Origin of the sequence: Pseudodesulfovibrio sp. 7M6 (assembly GCF_050058625.1) — a bacterium.
Classification (GTDB): Bacteria; Desulfobacterota; Desulfovibrionia; order Desulfovibrionales; family Desulfovibrionaceae; genus Pseudodesulfovibrio; species Pseudodesulfovibrio salinus.
On sequence record NZ_CP188816.1, the window covers coordinates 3,839,021 to 3,856,688 of the forward strand.

Here is a 17,668-nt window from a genome sequence, read left to right on the forward strand (position 1 = left end):
AGCCTGAACATTCACAAAAGAAGGTCCTGAAGACAACCGTCCGGTCCCGGAGGGCGTCACAGTTAATTCGCTGAGACTAGCCCTGTGTTTCGGCGGTTAGCAGCCGACCAAGCGGGTAAGGCGGCTTCCGTGAGCCACCCGGACGGATGGTGGCAACCTTGATCTATTCGCGGAGGAACGGCACTATACTTTTCCTGAGATGGAGCCGTCCCGCTTGGATCGGATGCTTCCGGCGAAACACGCAGGCGGTAAGGCTACCCCCAAGGGCCTTTTTCCTACTTTTTGGCCCAGCAAAAAGTAGCGCCGCCCGCGCAGGGCATTTGGAGGGCTTTTGAAGCCGCAGGCTTCAAACCCGGCTCTTTCCCCCTCCCAAATCAAAGAAACATAACTTTTTGCATGGAACGATCATTGCTGCGATCCAAGGGAGGAAAAAAATTCCCCCGGAGGGCGTAACATGATTGAATCGTTGCAGGGCGGTTATCGGGCGCAGGCCGTCAATACCTACACTGCCCAGACGGAACGTCGAGAGGAAACCGTCCGGCAGAGCGCGTCCGGGGACAGCGTGAGCCTTTCAGATAAAGGGCGGCTCATGTCGAATTTTTTCTCCAGCCTTGGAGTGGACTATACGCCGGGCAAACCTCTGACCCTGGATGCCTTGGAGGCCGGGCTTGAGCAAAAGCAGGATGCGCTTGAGACCGGCATAAAGGCCATGTTTTTGGAAAATGGCATTTCCACCACGCCGCCCGTGGATTTGACCTCTGATGAGGACGGCGCCATCCGGGTATCGGGCGACCATCCGCAAAAAGAGGAAATCGAGGCGCTGTTTGAGGCCAATCCCGATCTGGCAAACGATTTTCGCGGTGTCGCAATGCTGTCGTCGGTGGTGGAGGCAGGCAGGGAATTCAATGAAGCCAGAACAGCCGAGGCCAACAACCCCTATGCCACTGCGGCACAATATTTCGGTCAGCTGCCTGGACAGACCGATGATGATTTCGTGCTGACGATAAGCGGGACAGTGGCTGGCGAAACCACGGATGATGCCGCTTCCGAAGGGGTGACGGACAAGGCCGGTTCCTCCGAGGCCACAACCGCTTCATCCGTAACGGCGTCAACGGCCTCGACGGCATCCGCTGCGCCCGACTTTACCAAGATGACCCGCCAGGAACTCATGGATTGGGTCAACGGTGAATTGAAGAGTGGCCGGATGACCTTTGAGGAGAGTGCGGCCTTTATTCCCATGACCATCAAAATCTCCGCTGAGAGCAATCAACCCGTTGATATGGCATCGGATACCGAGCGCTACGACTTCATTGAAATGGCCAAAAACGCCATAGAAGGCGCTCTGTGGTTTGGTGATAGTGAAAACGCCGCCCGTTACCAGAACACGCTGAATATCATGCAAGGCTGACACGCGTAGCGACTTTTCAAATTTCCAGCCTTTACCCATTTGTCCCTCCCCTCCAAACCTTGTACAACCTCCACAGCGGCGCAATCCTGATTTCGGGTCACATAAGTTCATCCCGCGCCGCCAACAAAAAGTTTTGGAGGATTCTTAAGGAACCTTTTTCAAAAGGTCCCTTAAGCCGCCGGAGGCATCTTGGATCTCGCATTTACACATCCTGAACCCACACCGCGCCGGTCATCCGTCTGGCCGGTATTCTTGCCGTTTGCCGGGTGCCCGTACCGGTGCGTTTATTGCGCGCAGGACAGGCAGACCGGACAGGGCGAGCCAGGGCTTGAGGCGGCGTATCAAACGGCTGCCAAGGAGCTGGAGCACGCCGCAGCGGCTGGACGCGGCCCGTACGAGCTGGCCTTTTACGGCGGTACGTTCACGGCACTGCCGGAGGAATGGCAAACGCGCTTCATGGCGCTTGCGGCGTGGTTTCGGGCACAGAGGCTGGTGACGCGGGTGCGTTGTTCGACCCGGCCGGATTGCGTGGATTTGCCGGGACTGGAGCGGCTGCGCGAGGCAGGGCTTGATCTGGTGGAACTGGGCATCCAGTCTTTCAATGACGAAGCGCTTCGGGTGGCTTCACGCGGGTACGGCGGCGACATTGCCCGCCGGGCGTGCGGTCTGGTGCGCGAAGCCGGGCTGGGGCTGGGCATCCAGCTGATGCCGGGCCTGCCGGGCGACAGGTCCGGAGTGTTCGAGACGGATGTGCGCGAGGCCGCGGGCTTTGCGCCCGAGTTGGCGCGGCTCTATCCCTGTCTGGTCATCGAGGGCACGGGCTTGGTCGAGGTGTGGCGGCAGGGCGGTTTCATACCGTGGACGCTGGACAGGGCCAAGGAAGCGCTGGGCGCGGCCCTGCCCGTGCTGTGGGAGAAGGGAATACGCGTCATCCGGCTGGGACTTGCGCCGGAGGGGACGCTTGAGGAATCGATTCTGGCCGGGCCGTGGCATCCGGCCCTGGGGCAGTCCGCGCGGGGGCTGGCGCTGCTCTCCATCGTGCGCGGCAAGATAGCCGGGCTGGATAATGACCCTATTTCAATTTTCGAGGTGCCGCGCCGCTATCAGGGTGAGCTGTTCGGGCATGGCAACGAGCTGGTTGCCGAATACGGTCGCCTCGGCATCACCAAGGCTGCGGTGCGCTATGTGGACGGGCCGGAATTTCGACTAGTTTGGGAGTAAGGGAAAATCCGCCTGCCTCTTTTGCCGGATTTCGCTTTACCCCGGCTCGGAAACATATTATTTCTTACTCTCAGTCCGTGCGCGGACACGTCACCGGAACACATATTCCCTTAGCGGGAGGAGCTTACTACCAGGCATGCCTGAACTTTTTCGTGCGGCCAAAGCCATGACCATGATCCCCGGAGCGCCCGTCATCAACGACGCGGCCATACTCGTTCACCAGGGAATCATCCGCGAGATCGGCACCTATGCCGAACTCTCCCCCGTTTTTTCCGGCACTGTTACCGATCTCGGTGATATTCTCCTCGTTCCCGGGCTGATCAACGCCCATTCCCATCTCGAACTGGCCCACCTGCGTGGGGCCTGCCCGTCCGGCCAGGGGTTTGTCACCTGGGTGGAGGATCTGCTCACCCAACCCATTTTCGATCTGGACGAAAGCCTGCTCAAACAGGCCCTGGACGAGTGCCGCCGAACCGGTACCGTCATGGTGGGGGACATCGCCACCAGATTTGCCAAGCGCATGGCCGGAGAGCTTGAAGCTTCCGGCCTTTTTTTCACGGTCTTCACCGAGGCCATCGGCGAGAGCTTGCCCAAGCGGACCTTCATCCCCGCAGGCGCGTTCGAGCACGGCGCGCTCTCCGTGGCCGGACACTCGCTCTACACCACGCATGTCAATGTGTTGCGCGCCGCAAAGGCGGAGTCGCGCCAGCGCTCCCTGCCGTTTTCGCTCCATCTGGCCGAGCACGACGACGAGGTGGCCATCATGGCCGGGGAACCCAGCCGATTTCTGGAGCTGCTCCAGGGCCGGGGGCGTCTCCTCGATTTTCAGCCGCCGCGCAAGCGTCCCGTACAGCAGGCGTCCGAACTCGGCCTGTTGGACCCGACCACCCTGGCCGTGCACTGCGTCAAGGTGACGGACGAGGACATCGAAACCGTGCGCGCCTCCGGAGCCACGGTCTGCCTGTGCCCGCGCTCCAACGAGTTCATCGGCGTGGGTCGCTCCCCCTGGGAAAAGTGGATCGAGTCCGGCACGCCAGTCTGTCTCGGCACCGATTCCTTAGCCTCCAATACCGACCTCAATCTGTGGAACGAGGTGCGGTATCTCAAGGAACATTTCAACGGCGAGCTTTCCCTCGAGTCCCTGCTCGCCACCGTTACCCGCAACCCGGCCGCCATACTCGGTGCCGGGGACTATCTGGGAACCCTGGAACCCGGCAAGCGCGCCGCATTTGCCACGGTTCCCGATCAAATACTCGACCTTTTTCAGCTGTCGGAGGAAGTATAGCATTATGAAGTGGCTGCACAAAGACTTGTTGGACGTGTCCCAGCTCTCGAAACCCGAGGTCATGGCCATTTTCGAGACCGCCGGACGGTTCCAGGAGCTTCAGGAACGGCCTGTAAAGAAGGTGCCTACCCTCAAGGGCCGCAGCGTCATTCTCTTTTTCGCCGAGCCATCCACCCGGACCAAGACCAGCTTCGACGTGGCCGGGAAACGGCTCTCCGCCGATACCTTCTCCCTGGCCAAGAGTTCCTCCAGCCTGACCAAGGGCGAGACCCTCAAGGATACCGCCCTGACCCTCCAGGCCATGGCCCCGGACGCCATCGTCATCCGCCATCGCAGCTCCGGCGCGGCCCGGTTTTTGGCCGACCGCATAGACTGCGCGGTCATCAACGCGGGCGACGGCCGCCACGCCCACCCCACCCAGGCGCTGCTCGATTCCTTCACCCTCACCCAGGAGTGGGGTTCCCTGGAAGGCAAGACCGTCCTCATCCTCGGGGACATCGCCCACTCCCGCGTTGCCCGGTCCAATGTCTTTCTGCTCAACATGCTCGGCGCCAAGGTGCGCCTCTGTGGCCCTCGCACCCTCATGCCGCCTGCGGTCAAGACCTGGAACGCCAAGGTCTATTCCAATCTCGACGAGGCGGTGAAAGGCGTGGACGCCGTCATGTGTCTGCGCCTTCAGCTGGAGCGCCAGCAGGACGGTCTGCTGCCCGACCTGCGCGAATATTCCCGCACCTTCGGGCTGGGCCAGCGCCACATCGAAATGGCCAACCCCGATATGCGCATCCTGCACCCCGGCCCGGTCAATCGCGGCGTGGAAATTTCCTCCGATCTCGTGGACTGCTCCCAGTCCCTTATCCTCGATCAGGTCGCCAGCGGCGTGGTCGTACGCATGGCGCTGCTGTTCCTGTACACCACGCGCAAGGGTGAGGAGTAGAGTAGCGCGGGAGTATGGCGTAGGGGGAGGCCTCGCCGGCGGGCGTCTCCGACGGCCAGGGCGCTGCCCTGGACCCGGCAGGGGCTCGCACCCCTGCACCCCATTTGCCGCTGCGCGGGGCAGGCTGCCCGGAGGGGTGGTGCAAGGCGGACATACGGCGTTCGGAAGTCTTTGCCCGGCCCGCTTTCGCCCTTACGGGACGAAAACGGTCCGGACAAATCCTCCCGAACAGTGCCCGGGGGGAAGGCCCTTTTTTTAAGTTAAAGAAGTTCTTTTGAAATATATGCCCCAAGCCGCCAACGGGACTTTTGATCCCGTCGGAATGGTCTGGCGGCTTGGAACCAAAAAGTTTTGGAGAGTCCAGAGAACCTTTTTCAAAAGGTTCTCTGGTCCCGCCGAAGGCGACCCCCGGTAGGGCCGCCGGAGGCACCAGGAGGTCACATGGCGAAGATTGATCTTATTGTACGTCGGGCGAAGTTGGACGGCCGGGACGTGGACGTGTTTGTTTCCCGCGGCAAGATTGCCGAGGTGCGTGACGCGGTGGAGTCCCTGGATGCCGGGGACGCGACGGTGGAGGAGGCCTACGGGCTGACGTTGCTGCCGTCGCTGACGGACGCGCACGTGCATCTGCGCGAGCCGGGCTTTGAGTATAAGGAGGACATTGAGTCCGGGCTGCGCACAGCGGCCTGGGGCGGGTTCTCCAACATCATGTGCATGGCTAATACCCGCCCGGTGAATGACGAGGGATCGGTTACCGAATTTATGCTGGAGCAGGCGCGCAAGTTCTGGCCCAAGGGGCCGAGACTGTTCCCCATCGGCGGCCTGACCAAGGGGCTGAAGGGAGAGGAGCTGGCACCCATGGCCGAGCTGGCCAAGGCGGGCTGCGTGGCCTTTTCCAATGACGGCGTGCCGGTGAAATCCACGGAACTGTTCCGGCGTGCGCTGGAGTACGCCTCGGACTGGGATCGCGTGGTTATCGATCACTGCGAGGACCCGTACCTGGGCGTCGGTGCCGGGGTGAATGAGGGGGAAGTTTCGAGCAGACTGGGGCTGCCAGCGCAGCCGGACGTGGCCGAGGCCTTGCAGGTCGCGCGGGATATTCTGCTGGCCGAGTATTTGGAAATTCCCATTCATCTGGCACATATTTCATGTAGGAAATCCATTGATCTTATTCGGTTTGCCAAGGATCGCGGCGTGCGGGTAACGGCCGAGACCGCGCCGCACTATCTGGTGCTGACCGAGGAGTACCTTGAGAGCGAGGGGCACGAGTACGACACCCGCGCCAAGGTCAATCCGCCGCTTCGGCCCGAGGCGGACCGCCTGGCGGTCATTGAGGCGCTGAAGGACGGCACTCTGGACATTCTGGCCACGGACCATGCGCCCCATGCCGCGCACGAGAAGGAGACCGAGTTCGACGTGGCCCCGTGCGGCATCACCGGGCTGGACACGGCTCTGTCCGTGACCTGGAGGCTGGTATGCGACGGCGTGCTGGACCGCGAGACCTTCCTGCGCGCCTGGACCACCGGGCCGTGCGGCATCTTCGGCCTGCCTGTGAACACTTTTGCACCAGGCGACCCGGCGGACTTCTTCCTGTTTGACGAGGACGAGGAGTGGACCGTGACGCCACAGGCCCTGCACTCCAAGGGAAAAAACACGCCGCTTATGGGTACGACCTTGAAGGGGCGGGTAAAAACCCATTTCATTCAGGGTAAAAAAATAGTATAGCGGGGTCACGACTAAGCGGCTCCGAGGGGAGTCCGTTTGAATGAAACGACCGGCCTCTTACGTGAAGTATATAAAACAGACAGGTTTTACGGCGCGAGCGGGAGCAGGGCGTCGATAACAACCGGAAGCGGCGCGCGGTTTGGTGCGCATCCGGCTGGTAATCGGCTTTTTCCATCACCGCACGTCTCGCGGCGGCCTGAATGAGGAGTGATATGAGTCAGCCTTTCAAAGACGCTGTCGGCTTTTGCAAAACCATCATGCGAAACGGCTATGACGCTTACGTGGTCAACGCCCGGTTGCAGGCTCTTACCCTGGACGACACCCAGGGCGCACAGGAGCTGGACATCTGCACGGATGCGGAGCTTTCGGAACTGCAGAAATATTTCCCCAACCTGGAGCCTTCCAGCGACAAGGACATTGTCGGTACTCTCGTGGAGGGTGGGGTTACCTTCTTTTTCTATCCTGCGGACGTGGAGGAAGCCTCCTACACCGACGAGTGCGTATCCCTGATGACCCCCCGGCTGCTCAAGCGGCTGGAGGCTCGCGGCGATATCCCGCTCTCCTCGGTTTGTCCCTACATCCCGAAGGCCAAGGACACCTTTGCCGACTTCGCGGACTTTTCCGAGGGCATGATCCGTTTCAAGGGCATTCCGGACCAGGCGTTGAAGCGGGATTATTCCCTGGCCTACCGCGCGCTCCGTTTTGCGGCCAACTACGACAAGCAGATCGAGGCCAACTCCTGGATGGCCATTGTCCACAACTCCCGGCGCGTGCTGGACTACGTGCCCATGGCCGATTTTCTGGACGAGTGGCGCAAGGTCGAGGCGGAGTGCATGCACCGGTTCTTCGAGCTGCTCTTCGACTCCATGCTCCTGCATGGGCTGATCCCGGAGATCGCCGCCCTGTCCCGCGTCAAGCAGATCCACAACGCGGAAAGCGACGCCGAGGAAACCGTGCTTCAGCACACTCTGGACGTGATGAAGGCCTACCCCGAGGAGCTGCCCTACGACTGGTTCGGCACTGTGGCCTGCCTGTTCCACGACGTGGGCAAGTTGTACACGGCCGACTATTACGACGGCCGCTGGAATTTCCTGCAGCATCACCACGTGGGTGCCAAGGTCACCCGCAAGGTCCTCAAGCGGCTGCGCTTCGAGGAGCAGGACATCGATCTGATCTGCGATCTGGTGCAGCACCACATGCGCCCGCATTTCATGCTCACGGACAAGGGTATCCGCAAGCTGCGCGCCCTGGACGAATACCCGCGCATCATGGAGATGGTCCGTGCCGACATCAAGGCGCGCGGCGGCTCCTGGCGTGAGTTCAACCACAACCTCAAGATGGCTGAGCGTGCCGATATTCCGGAAGACGAGATTGAGCCGCTGCTGGACGGCAACCGGATCATGGAGCTGGCCAAGCTCAAGCCCGGCCCCGCCATCGGCAAGATTCGCGACACTCTGCTCAAGGCGCAGATTTCCAACGACGTGACCAGCATGGAAGAGGCCGAGCAGTTCGTGCTCGACTACGTCGAGGAAAACCGCATGTACTAGCGGGTTGGCGCAAGCCTGAACAATACAAGGGCCGACGTGGAATTCCGCGTCGGCCCTTTTCTGTGGTTTGGGGAAAAGTGCTGTCGGTTGATTATGACCAGTTCTGCAATTCCACCACGTTGCCTTCGGGGTCGGCCACATATTGGACGGTCAGAACCCGGCCGTCCGGGTACTCCTCGACCAGAAACTCCCCGACCGGTGAGCCGCCGTTGTCCAGGAACTGCTGCACGGACGTTTTGACGTCATCCACCTCAAAGGCGATGTGGCAGAAACCGGGATTGTTGGTGGCGATGGGCAGCCGCCCGTTGGCTTCGTTGTACTGGAATATTTCCAGGGTCGGGCCGTCGTCGCCCCAGCCCGGCAGGCGAAGATGCACACCCGTGATGTGCGCGCCGTGGATTCCGGTGAGCTTGCCTACCCATTCCCCCTTGAGGTCCCGCTCCGGCGGAACCGGGACGCAATCGAGCACGTCCTCATAAAATTTTGCCAGTTTTTTCCAATCATTGGCCACTATATTGGTATGGGCGTATTTCATTGTTGCTCCAGATTAAACGTGCGGAATTGTTTTGAGGATAGGCATGGTTGGCCGGGAGAGCAACCTCGTGGATATGGAAGGAACCGAGCTGAGAAATATCACAAAATAAAAAAGGCGGCCGCATGGACCGCCGATTTTCATTCTATATGGCAGGCTATAAAAATCGATGAAGGGTGATGAGAGAGATTGTCTTGAGTTTTCCACCTTTTTCCATCTCGACACAGACTCTAAGCCAACGGCTTGTTATCTTGATGATAAACGGTGCAAATATCCGTATGGTAATAATTCGCTGATTCTTCTCTTTTAAGGCTCTTACTTGGCGCATTAGTGAGAAGCTCAACAAAATCATTGCGATGTTCAATCCTAAAGGTGTTGTTGGAATAGTCATTGTATCTCCTCATGTGCAGTTAACTTAGCTGTTACAGCATCCCCAGCCTCCTGGTAGAAACGGATCTAGAAAACTGTCCATACTACCCTCCTGTTAAAATTTTGCCATATAGTCATTTGTGGCACTTGCATTTCAGTTCCAAAATGGCTACATAGTCACTATGGATATTGAGTAGCGAATAAGTTTCAGACTGTCAACCAAAAATGGAAAGATTTATATACCGTCATTACCGTTAGCTAAACTTTTAGTAGATTTTGTGCAACAAGCTGAAATAAAGGAGGCTTTATGAGCCAACTGTCTGAAGATCTAAAATCTCAAGGACCTGTCGATCTGGAAAACACCTTTAAGCGAGGTCTGCAGTATGAAGAATTCAGAAAGGAAATCAACAGGTTAAGTCAAGGAAAAGACTTACTCGAAAAGATAAAAACACTTCTCAATGTCAATACGAATATAGAATTGGCCGAAGTCTTAGGCGTATCAGCTCAAGCGATCACTAAAGCCAAGGGGAAAATCCCAGATAGATGGACGTTGTTTGCTGCCGCACAGACGCATATACCTTATCATTGTATTTTGAATTACCCGATCGATATTTTGGTTAAAATGCGGAATGACTATTATGTAATAATAGATGAAGTTGACAGGATTGAATATTCTGCAGATAATAGGGACAAATTATTTCAAAAGAAATTATCGCATAGAACGATGATATTAAATCGTTCCTTGGCTCATGTTGATACTGAGAATAGAACGGTAATGTACCGAGCCAAGACAACGGAGATGGAGCCAACGATAGCCCATAATGATTTTCTTTTTGTTGAAGAGTTTAACAACGATAATAAACAAATTTCGAATAATTCTGTTTATATAATTTGGCTTCTTACACGCAATACTCTCTTGCTGGGACGCATTTCACTTTCTTCAGACAGCTATAAAATTTCATTTGATAAGCCTGGACTTGACGATCTTATAGTCAATCCTGACGATATTGTTTTTTTTGGCCGTGTTCTGGGTAAGGTTAAGGTTACTCCTGTCGGATAAATAGAGACGGAGCTTCGGCTACCCGGCGGACGGAAGATCAATGATGAACCGGGCACCCTTGCCTGCATGGGAGACCACGCGCATGTTGCCGCCATGCCCTTCGCTGACGATGAAGTAGGCTACGGACATGCCGAGGCCGGTTCCCACCCCCGGCTCCTTGGTGGTAAAGAACGGTTCGAAGACCCGGCGGCGTACCGCGTCCGTCATGCCCGGTCCGTTATCCGCTATCTCCACGCGGATGACGCCCTCGGTCCAGAAACGGCGCAGGATAAAGGTCGGGGTGCGGCCGGATTCCCGGTGGGTTTCGGTCATGGCCTGCGCCCCGTTGTTCAGGATGTTGAAGAATACCTGTTCCAGCTGCCCTGCATCCGCGTGGACAAAGAACTCGCCGTCCTCATATTCCCGTTCAAAGATGATGTCCTTGAAATTGTAGCTGTGGCTCAGATTGTGGCCATTCTTGACCAGTTCCACGGCCCGGTCGAGCACCATGGCTGGGTCCAGCTTCCCCCTTGTGCCGTCACTCTTGCGGCTGAAGTCCAGCATGTTCGTCACCACCCGGCCAGCCCGTTCCCCGGACTCGATGATCGCCTGCAGCATGGAATCGACGCTGCGCGCGCCCATGTAGTCGAAGATGGTCTGGAGGCCCAAGCCCAGGGCTTCGGCCGTGTGCTTGTTGCGCGGGGATGGCTCCAGCAAACGTTTTTGCAGCAGCCGGGCATTGCCCAATATGGCTGCCAGGGGATTATTGATCTCATGCGCCATGCCTGCGGCCAGGCCACCCACGGAAAGCATCTTCTCGGATTGGATCATCATCTCCTCGATGCGCACGCGTTCGGTGATGTCGTCCACGCGGATAACCGCGCCCTGTACGCCGTTGGCCACCAGGGGATAGACCGAAACATCCTGGTAGCGCTGTTCCCCCTGCCGCTCGCGCAGGACTTTTTCCGCGCGCATGGGCCGTCGTTCCTGGATGGCCCGTGTCACCTTGTCCATCTGTTCGGCCAGTTCCGGCAGCACGTCACACAACTGGCGGCCTTCCACCTCATCCCGTTTCAGGCCGGTTGCGGATGCGGCGCGCATATTCCAGTGGGTCACGCGGCCTTCGGGGTCCACCCCGACCAAAATGGACGGCATGGAGTCCACGATATTGGAGAGAAAGCTCTTCAGGCGTTGCACTTCGGCGGCCGAGCTTTCGGCCTCGACGATCTTTTCCGTAAGTTGCCGGTTGCGGTAGGCGCTGAGCGAGAGGGTGTTGGCGATGATGTACAGGGTCTGGCACACGTCGCGGAACTGCTCTGTGGACATGATGGAGACATCTTCATACGCCTTACGGAAAGACTCCTCGTCCGCACCGAGTTCCCGGGCATAGGCGCGTATGCGTTCTTCATCCACGCCTTCGTTGCGCACCTGCCCCACATACCAGTTGGCGATATGGCGGCCGTCCACAGTGATATTGACGCCGCCGTCCAGCAGGCCGCTGCTCAGGCAGGGCTGGATGACAGGGCCGGATGTGCAGCGTCTGCCGAGAGTTACATCCGACTTGACGCAATTGGCCTGCCCCTTTTCCGTCTTTCGGATGATATCCCGGCACAGGCTGCAAAAATTGGAGGGCTTGGTTATGGCTCGTCCATCCGGCGTGGTAATGAGCGATCCCAGTCCGGTGGCGTTGGCAAAGGCATCCTGAATGGTCTGAATTTCATCGATGTCGAAAATGTCCTCGAACGTCAGCGGATCGCGGCTCGTTGGCACTGTGCGGGACAGCTCCGCCTCGGCGGCAGCCAGCTCGGCGCGGAGGGCGGCGATGCGTTTTTCTAGCTCGGGACGCGACACGGCAATCCTCCTGTTGCTGGTGATAGAGCGGTCATCATCGCTTTTCCGCGGGTTCGGGTCAAGGTGGTGAGAAAAACTTCCTTCGATGGAATTTTTTTCATCGCCTTTTTTTTGAGAGAAGAGCCGGGTTTGAAGCCGTTCGGCTTCAAAAGCCCTCCCAATGCCCTGCGCGGGCGGCGGTTCTTTTTGCTGGGCCAAAAAGAACCAAAAAGGCCCTTGGGGGTAGCTTGGCCGCCTGCGTGCTTCGCCGGAAGCATCCGATCCAAGCGGGACGGCTCCATCCTTTGAAAAGTATCGTGCCGTTTCTCCGCGAATAGACCGAGGGTGCCACCATCCGTCCGGGTGGCATACGGGAGCCGCCTTACCCGCTTGGTCGGCTGCTAACCGTCGAAACACAGGGCTGGTATCAGCGAATTAACAGCAACGCCTTTCGTGACCAGACGGTTGTCTTCAGGACCTTCTTTTGCGGATGTTCGGGTTCTTGCTTGCCGCAACGTCAAAGAGGCAAGCTACTTCGTGGAAGCCCTGCGGGGACGCGGCTTAGAAGCTGACCAAACGGCCGGAGCAAATTTTCGCGGTCCGGTTTTTTAGCTTCCCGCCTTGGGCCGCGGGAGCGTAGGCCGTTTGGATCAGATTCTTTGCCCGTCACCGGGGCGATGGGCATGGCACCCCAAGAGCGCTTTTTGGTTACTTTTGGGCGCTCTGGTCCAAAAGTAACTCGCACCTTGAGGGTGCGAAACAATCTAAAGAGAATCCCGCCGGAGGCGACTCCACTTCTGTATTTTGTCTTTCTCTTCTGCTTTTCCCTTTTCTCTTTTCCTTGCCTGTCACAACAAAAGAGGAGCCCCGCGCGACAATCCGCACGGGGCTCATACTGCTGTTTTGAAAGGAACTACAGAACTAGATTACCTGCTCGATTTTCAGGTCGAGCCCGGCGTTTTCCATGGCGAGGGAATCGCCCAATACGCAAATCGCGCCGTTTTTCGCATTGGCGCGAACCGCTGCGGCAAAGGCGCGGAAGTCCGCCGTGGTCAGCCCGAAGGCCTCGTCGCGCAGTTGTTGGCGGTAGACGTCGTCCAGGCCGGTCAGGTGGCGCAGAAGGGCGGTGTAGCCCTTGGCGTCGGGCAGCTGGTACTGGTCCAGCTCACCGATGGCGCCGATAATCGCCTTTTCCAGCTCGTCGCTGTCCGGCTCCACTTTTTCCAGATAGTCGGCGCAGGCGTCAAACGCCTCCACTGTGGCGGCCACGTTGGGGTCGCGGTAGGAGACAAAGGCCAGTGCTCCGGCCACGCGGTCCAACATGCAGAACGCGCCGTAGGCTCCGCCCTGCACGCGCACCTTTTCCCACAGGTAGCCGGTGCGTATCAGCTTGTTCACGCAGTGGGCCGCGCCGGTGAGCGAGATGCCTTGCTCGGCCAGGCTGACGCCCTTGCCCACGTAGTTGACCTGGGCCGGGATGGCCAGTCCTTCGCGGTTCGGGAGCTCGGGCAGGGTGCGCTCTGCCGGGGCGGCGCCGCCCTCGGGCAGTCCTGCTGCCAGGGAAGCGAGCACGGGTTCGGCCTTCTTGAACAGATGGCTGTCCATGGTGGCGTTGATGAGCAGGCCGGAACGGGAGATCAGCAGGGTGCGGAAGCGCTCCAGGTCCTTGGCCACGGAGCGGAAGTCCTCTTCCACCCGCTTTTCCAGTTCGCGCAGGAAGTAGAGATTGGTCAGGCCGGACATGGCCTCTTCCATGGCATGGCCCAGATGGGTGCGGGCGCGCAGCCGGGTGGCGACCACCTGGTGGCCCGCCGGAACCATGTGCTGTTCCTTGCGGGCGCGGGCTTCGGCCACGATGCGGCCGATGCGCTCCTTGTTGTCCAGCTTGGCTCCGGCCAGGATCTCGGCCAGGATTTCCCCGGTCTCGACGATCTTGTCGCCGGTGGCCTTGGCCCGAACGATGATACGGGCGGCGGCGTCCGGCGAGTTGAGTATGGGCGCGGCCATGGGCTGGGCCCAGATGCCGCCGGAGGTCCGGGCGATCCACTGGGAGAGGTCCACGAAGTTTCGTTTGTCCGTGCCGCTCTCCGTCAAAGCACGGCCGAAAATGCCCGCATAGGGGATCAACTCGTCCGGTACGGCAGCGAGGTCAAAGGCGAGCTCCACGTAGGCGATGCCGTTGGTGGGCAGGTCGTGCAGCAGCAGGGGCGCGCCGCCGACTGTCTTCTCTTCCGTGGGGATGGCCCGGTTTTCGCGGTCCAGGTCGTCCACGGAGAGACGGGGGATGGTGGCCAGCGCCTCGGGCGAATCCGGCGCGCCTTGGAGCCTGTTCAGCTCCTTGGCCTCGGCCATGATCCGTTTCAGGTCGGTCTCGCTCATACCCTTGCGCACCTCGGCCAGCCGATCCTGCTCGCGCTTGGTGATCTCGGCCGAGAGCTTGCGGTCCGGTTCCAGCAGCACGGTGGTGCGGTGCGGGTTGTGCAGGAAGAGCCGCGCCAGCAGTTCCTCGAAGATCTTTTCGCCGGACTTGACCCACGCCTTGATGTTGTTCAGCGGTTCCTCGAAGGGAATCAGGGCCAGCGGGTCGCCGTCACGCTCCTCGTCGTCATATATCCAGGTGGAAAGGGCCTGGAACATGAGGGAAAGGCCGCGCGGGTAGGAGCCGGTGTTGTTCTCGCGCAGGGAGAACTCCACGGAGTTGATGGCCGCCTCGATATCCGCGGCGTCGATGCCGTTCTCCACCAGTTCCTTGACCGTGTGGAAGATGATGGATTCCACCTTGACGGCATTGGACGGGTGGATGCCCTTGAGGCCCACGGAAAAGAGCATCTGGCGCATGTCCGCTTCCAGCCCCACCCCGGCCAGATCGTCGCCCAGGCCGGAGTCGGTCAGGGCCTTCTTGAGCGGGGAGGAGGGCAGGCCGATGAGGATGTGCTCCAGCACGTGCAGGGCCAGGTTCAGGTTCGGATCGCTGGTTTCGGCCAGCAGCCAGTTGACCGTGAACATGCCCTTTTGCAGGTTGCCGGAGGCCGGGTAGCCGGTGCGGACCGCCTTGGCCTCGTCGAACCGGTCCATGAGCGGGATGCGCGTGCCGGTCACGTCGATGGGCTCATAGGCGGAAAAGACCTGGTCCAGGATGGCCAGTCGCTTTTCCGGGTCGTCGTCGCCGTAGAAATAGGCGTAGGCGTTGGACGGATGGTAGTGGTTGCGGTGGAAATCCATGAACTGTTCAAAGGTCAGGTCCGGGATGATCTCCGGATCGCCGCCGGAGTCGATGCCGTAGGTGTGGCCGGGGAAGAGCGACTGCTGCACCTTGTCGTAGAGCAGGGAGTCCGGCGAGGAGTAGGCGCCCTTCATCTCGTTGTAGACCACGCCCTTGTAAGTCAGGGGCTTGTCCTCGCTCGCCAGCTCGTAGTGCCACCCTTCCTGTTTCAGGGTGTTCTCGGTGAGCCGGGGATAGAAGACAGCGTCCAAATAGACGTCGATGAGGTTGTAGAAGTCCTGCACATTGGCGCTGGCCACGGGGTAGCAGGTCTTGTCCGGAAAGGTCATGGCGTTGAGGAAGGTTTGGAGCGAGCCCTTGAGCAGCTCCACGAAAGGTTCTTTCACCGGGTACTTGTCCGACCCGCAGAGCACCGAGTGCTCCAGGATGTGGGCCACGCCGGTGGAGTCCTTGGGCGGGGTGCGGAAGGAGATGCCGAACACCTTGTTCTCGTCGTCGTTGACGATGGAGAGTACGCGGGCGCCGGTCTTGTTATGACGGTATACGTAGGCCGTGGAGGCCATTTCGGGAATCTCGAGGGTTCTTGTCCTGGTAAAGCCGTAGGGCATGGATGTTTCTCTCTTGATGAAGGTCTTTGCTTGAGGAGCGGCTCTCACTGCCGCCGGAAGTTAAGGGTATACACCAACCCTGCCCGGCCTTCAAAGTATGAATTGTCCTCCGGGCCGTACAACCATGCATTATCTTTGTTCGATAAAAAGTTATTGACAAACGGTAAGCGTGGCTGTAGATGTTGTGTCATCGTACTGCAACCGGAAGGAGAAAACAGATGCATACCAACGCGCGACGACTGAGCCGGGCCCTTTACTGGATATTTCTGGCCGGAATGGTGCTGGCCCCGCTGGCCGCCAGCCTGATTTCGCTGAATCTGGATTGGGCGTTGAAGCACGCAGGGCAGGGGCTGTCGTTCGGCTTTGACCTGAACGTGAGGCCGGAAAACGTCGGGCCGATCTTCTGGGACGTGCAGTTGCTGGCTCTGGCGGCCATGGCCGTGCCCACGGCCATGATCGGGTATGTGTTCTGGAACCTTGCCCGGCTTTTCGGCAACTATGCCCGCGATGCGGTGTTCACGGACGAAAACACCCGGCGCATCCGGCGTGTGGGCATTCTCCTGCTGATTCGCGAACTGCTGTCCCCCCTTGAGGGCGCGGCTCTTTCCGTTATCCTGACCATGCACAACCCGCCGGGGCAGCACCTGCTCAACGTGAGCGTGGAGGACTCGAACCTGACCATGATCGTCACGGCCCTGACCATCATTGTGGCCGCCCATGTCATGGCACAGGCACGGGAGATTCAGGCCGAAGCGGAGCTGACCATCTGATGCCGGTCATCATCCATCTCGATGTCATGCTGGCCCGGCGCAAGATGAGTTCGCGCGAGCTGGCCGAGGCCATCGGCATCACGCCGCAGAACCTGTCGGTGCTCAAGGCGGGCCGGGCAAAGGCCATTCGTTTCTCCACGCTGGAGGCCATCTGTCGCGTTCTCGACTGCACGCCCGGAGACATTCTGGGCTATGAACCGGAGGCTGGGGAGGGCGGAGCCGAATAGGGCGGCGGCCGTCCGCTTCGAAATTTTGCGCATCATCCCTTTGCGTTGCCTTCGTGTGGATGATATCCATTGTGCCGCCATGATCGTCAAGAATATCATCTCCCCCTGCTGGCTGGCTCCCGAAGCCGATCTGGACCGGGCTGCCGACCGCGCGGCCGAAATCCTCTCCGCTTCCCCTGTCCCCGTCTTCTTCCGCGCGGACGACCTCGGTGTGCCCGGCGACAAGTGCCGCCGGATGCTCGACCTTTTCCGCACCCGCGGCGTGCCGCTGCATCTGGCCGTCACCCCTGCCTGGCTTACCCCGGCGCGCTGGAACGTGCTGCGGGAATGGGCTGGTGAGGACGACCTGTGGTGCTGGCACCAGCACGGCTGGCGGCACCTCAACCACCAGACCTCCGGCAAGAAGGGCGAGTTCGGCACGGAACGGAACGACGCCGAACTGCGCGCCGACCTGACCCATGGCCGCGACCGGCTGGCGGAAATCCTCGGCGACGCCTTCCGGCCCGTGTTCACCCCGCCCTGGAACCGGTTCGATCCCCGGGTGGGGCCGATCCTCAAGGACCTTGGGTTCAAGGCCGTGTCCCGCTCGTCCGGCGAGGACAAAAAGGTTCCGTTGCCGCTCGGCCTGCCGGACCTGCCCATCAATGTGGATCTGCACACCCGGCGCGAGGAAGACCCGGCCGAGGGGCTGGAGCATCTGATCATCGAGTTCAAAAATGCGGTGGCCGAAGGCCGGGTGGGCCTCATGCTCCATCACCAGCGCATGAACGACGCGGCCTTTGCCTTTCTGGACCGCTGCCTGGAGGCGGTGGCCGGACCCGACGGGCCGGAGCTGATCCGCCTGGACAGGCTCTGAACCGGTTCGTAGGGCTCTTTCGCCATGCGACAAGATGGCAAAATTCACGTCCCGTTCCCGCCTTTTGGCTTGTCAGAAATGGCTTGCCGGTTTA

At 59.6% G+C, this 17,668-nt stretch carries 15 protein-coding genes; 10 read left to right on the forward strand and 5 right to left on the reverse strand.

Going from position 1 to position 17,668, the window contains the following annotated elements:
• Positions 1–454: 454 nt before the first annotated feature.
• From ACI0FG_RS17800 to ACI0FG_RS17825, 6 genes are all read left to right on the forward strand, one after another.
• Entirely contained in the window at positions 455–1,408 is a 954-nt protein-coding gene (locus ACI0FG_RS17800; protein ID WP_419786357.1) for a hypothetical protein, read from the forward strand.
• Positions 1,409–1,597: 189 nt separating this feature from the next.
• The gene (locus tag ACI0FG_RS17805; RefSeq protein WP_419786358.1) at positions 1,598–2,629 is read left to right on the forward strand and encodes an elongator complex protein 3; all 1,032 of its coding nucleotides are present in this window, start codon (positions 1,598–1,600) and stop codon (positions 2,627–2,629) included.
• Between the two features lie 136 nt (positions 2,630–2,765).
• A complete protein-coding gene (locus ACI0FG_RS17810) occupies positions 2,766–3,914 on the forward strand; it encodes an amidohydrolase family protein (protein ID WP_419786359.1) in 1,149 nt (382 codons plus the stop codon).
• A 4-nt stretch (positions 3,915–3,918) separates the two neighbouring features.
• A complete protein-coding gene (locus ACI0FG_RS17815) occupies positions 3,919–4,848 on the forward strand; it encodes an aspartate carbamoyltransferase catalytic subunit (protein ID WP_419786360.1) in 930 nt (309 codons plus the stop codon).
• A gap of 441 nt (positions 4,849–5,289) precedes the next feature.
• Complete coding sequence (locus ACI0FG_RS17820) at positions 5,290–6,573, forward strand: dihydroorotase (RefSeq protein ID WP_419786361.1); 1,284 nt, start codon at positions 5,290–5,292, stop codon at positions 6,571–6,573.
• A gap of 212 nt (positions 6,574–6,785) precedes the next feature.
• The gene (locus ACI0FG_RS17825) at positions 6,786–8,120 is read left to right on the forward strand and encodes an HD domain-containing protein (RefSeq protein WP_419786362.1); all 1,335 of its coding nucleotides are present in this window, start codon (positions 6,786–6,788) and stop codon (positions 8,118–8,120) included.
• 91 nt (positions 8,121–8,211) lie between these two features.
• Here the strand turns inward: ACI0FG_RS17825 and ACI0FG_RS17830 are convergent, their stop codons facing one another.
• Together ACI0FG_RS17830 and ACI0FG_RS17835 are read right to left on the reverse strand one after the other, a co-directional pair.
• A complete protein-coding gene (locus ACI0FG_RS17830; protein WP_419786363.1) occupies positions 8,212–8,655 on the reverse strand; it encodes a VOC family protein in 444 nt (147 codons plus the stop codon).
• A gap of 154 nt (positions 8,656–8,809) precedes the next feature.
• Positions 8,810–9,043 carry a hypothetical protein gene (locus tag ACI0FG_RS17835; RefSeq protein ID WP_419786364.1) on the reverse strand — a complete coding sequence of 78 codons (234 nt, stop codon included), beginning with the start codon at positions 9,041–9,043 and terminating at the stop codon, positions 8,810–8,812.
• Positions 9,044–9,328: 285 nt separating this feature from the next.
• Here ACI0FG_RS17835 and ACI0FG_RS17840 point away from each other — a divergent pair, with 285 nt between their 5' ends.
• A complete protein-coding gene (locus ACI0FG_RS17840; RefSeq protein ID WP_419786365.1) occupies positions 9,329–10,081 on the forward strand; it encodes a hypothetical protein in 753 nt (250 codons plus the stop codon).
• A gap of 18 nt (positions 10,082–10,099) precedes the next feature.
• Here ACI0FG_RS17840 and ACI0FG_RS17845 read toward each other — a convergent pair whose 3' ends face one another.
• From ACI0FG_RS17845 to ACI0FG_RS17855, 3 genes are all read right to left on the reverse strand, one after another.
• Positions 10,100–11,911: a PocR ligand-binding domain-containing protein gene (locus tag ACI0FG_RS17845; protein WP_419786366.1), complete on the reverse strand. Its 1,812-nt coding sequence runs from the start codon at positions 11,909–11,911 to the stop codon at positions 10,100–10,102.
• Positions 11,893–12,177: a hypothetical protein gene (locus ACI0FG_RS17850; RefSeq protein ID WP_419786367.1), complete on the reverse strand. Its 285-nt coding sequence runs from the start codon at positions 12,175–12,177 to the stop codon at positions 11,893–11,895. The genes ACI0FG_RS17845 and ACI0FG_RS17850 overlap by 19 nt, the downstream gene beginning before the upstream one ends.
• Before the next feature lie 634 nt (positions 12,178–12,811).
• Positions 12,812–15,721 (reverse strand): insulinase family protein, encoded by a 2,910-nt coding sequence (locus ACI0FG_RS17855; protein ID WP_419786368.1) that lies wholly within the window; start codon positions 15,719–15,721, stop codon positions 12,812–12,814.
• Positions 15,722–15,939: 218 nt separating this feature from the next.
• Here ACI0FG_RS17855 and ACI0FG_RS17860 point away from each other — a divergent pair, with 218 nt between their 5' ends.
• The 3 genes from ACI0FG_RS17860 (at position 15,940) to ACI0FG_RS17870 (ending at position 17,574) form a co-directional block, all read left to right on the forward strand.
• Positions 15,940–16,491, forward strand: a complete 552-nt coding sequence (locus ACI0FG_RS17860) for a DUF2975 domain-containing protein (protein ID WP_419786369.1) — start codon at positions 15,940–15,942, stop codon at positions 16,489–16,491.
• A complete protein-coding gene (locus ACI0FG_RS17865; RefSeq protein ID WP_419786370.1) occupies positions 16,491–16,718 on the forward strand; it encodes a helix-turn-helix domain-containing protein in 228 nt (75 codons plus the stop codon). The genes ACI0FG_RS17860 and ACI0FG_RS17865 overlap by 1 nt, the downstream gene beginning before the upstream one ends.
• A gap of 79 nt (positions 16,719–16,797) precedes the next feature.
• Positions 16,798–17,574 (forward strand): polysaccharide deacetylase family protein, encoded by a 777-nt coding sequence (locus ACI0FG_RS17870; protein ID WP_419786371.1) that lies wholly within the window; start codon positions 16,798–16,800, stop codon positions 17,572–17,574.
• The last annotated feature ends 94 nt before the right edge of the window (positions 17,575–17,668 follow it).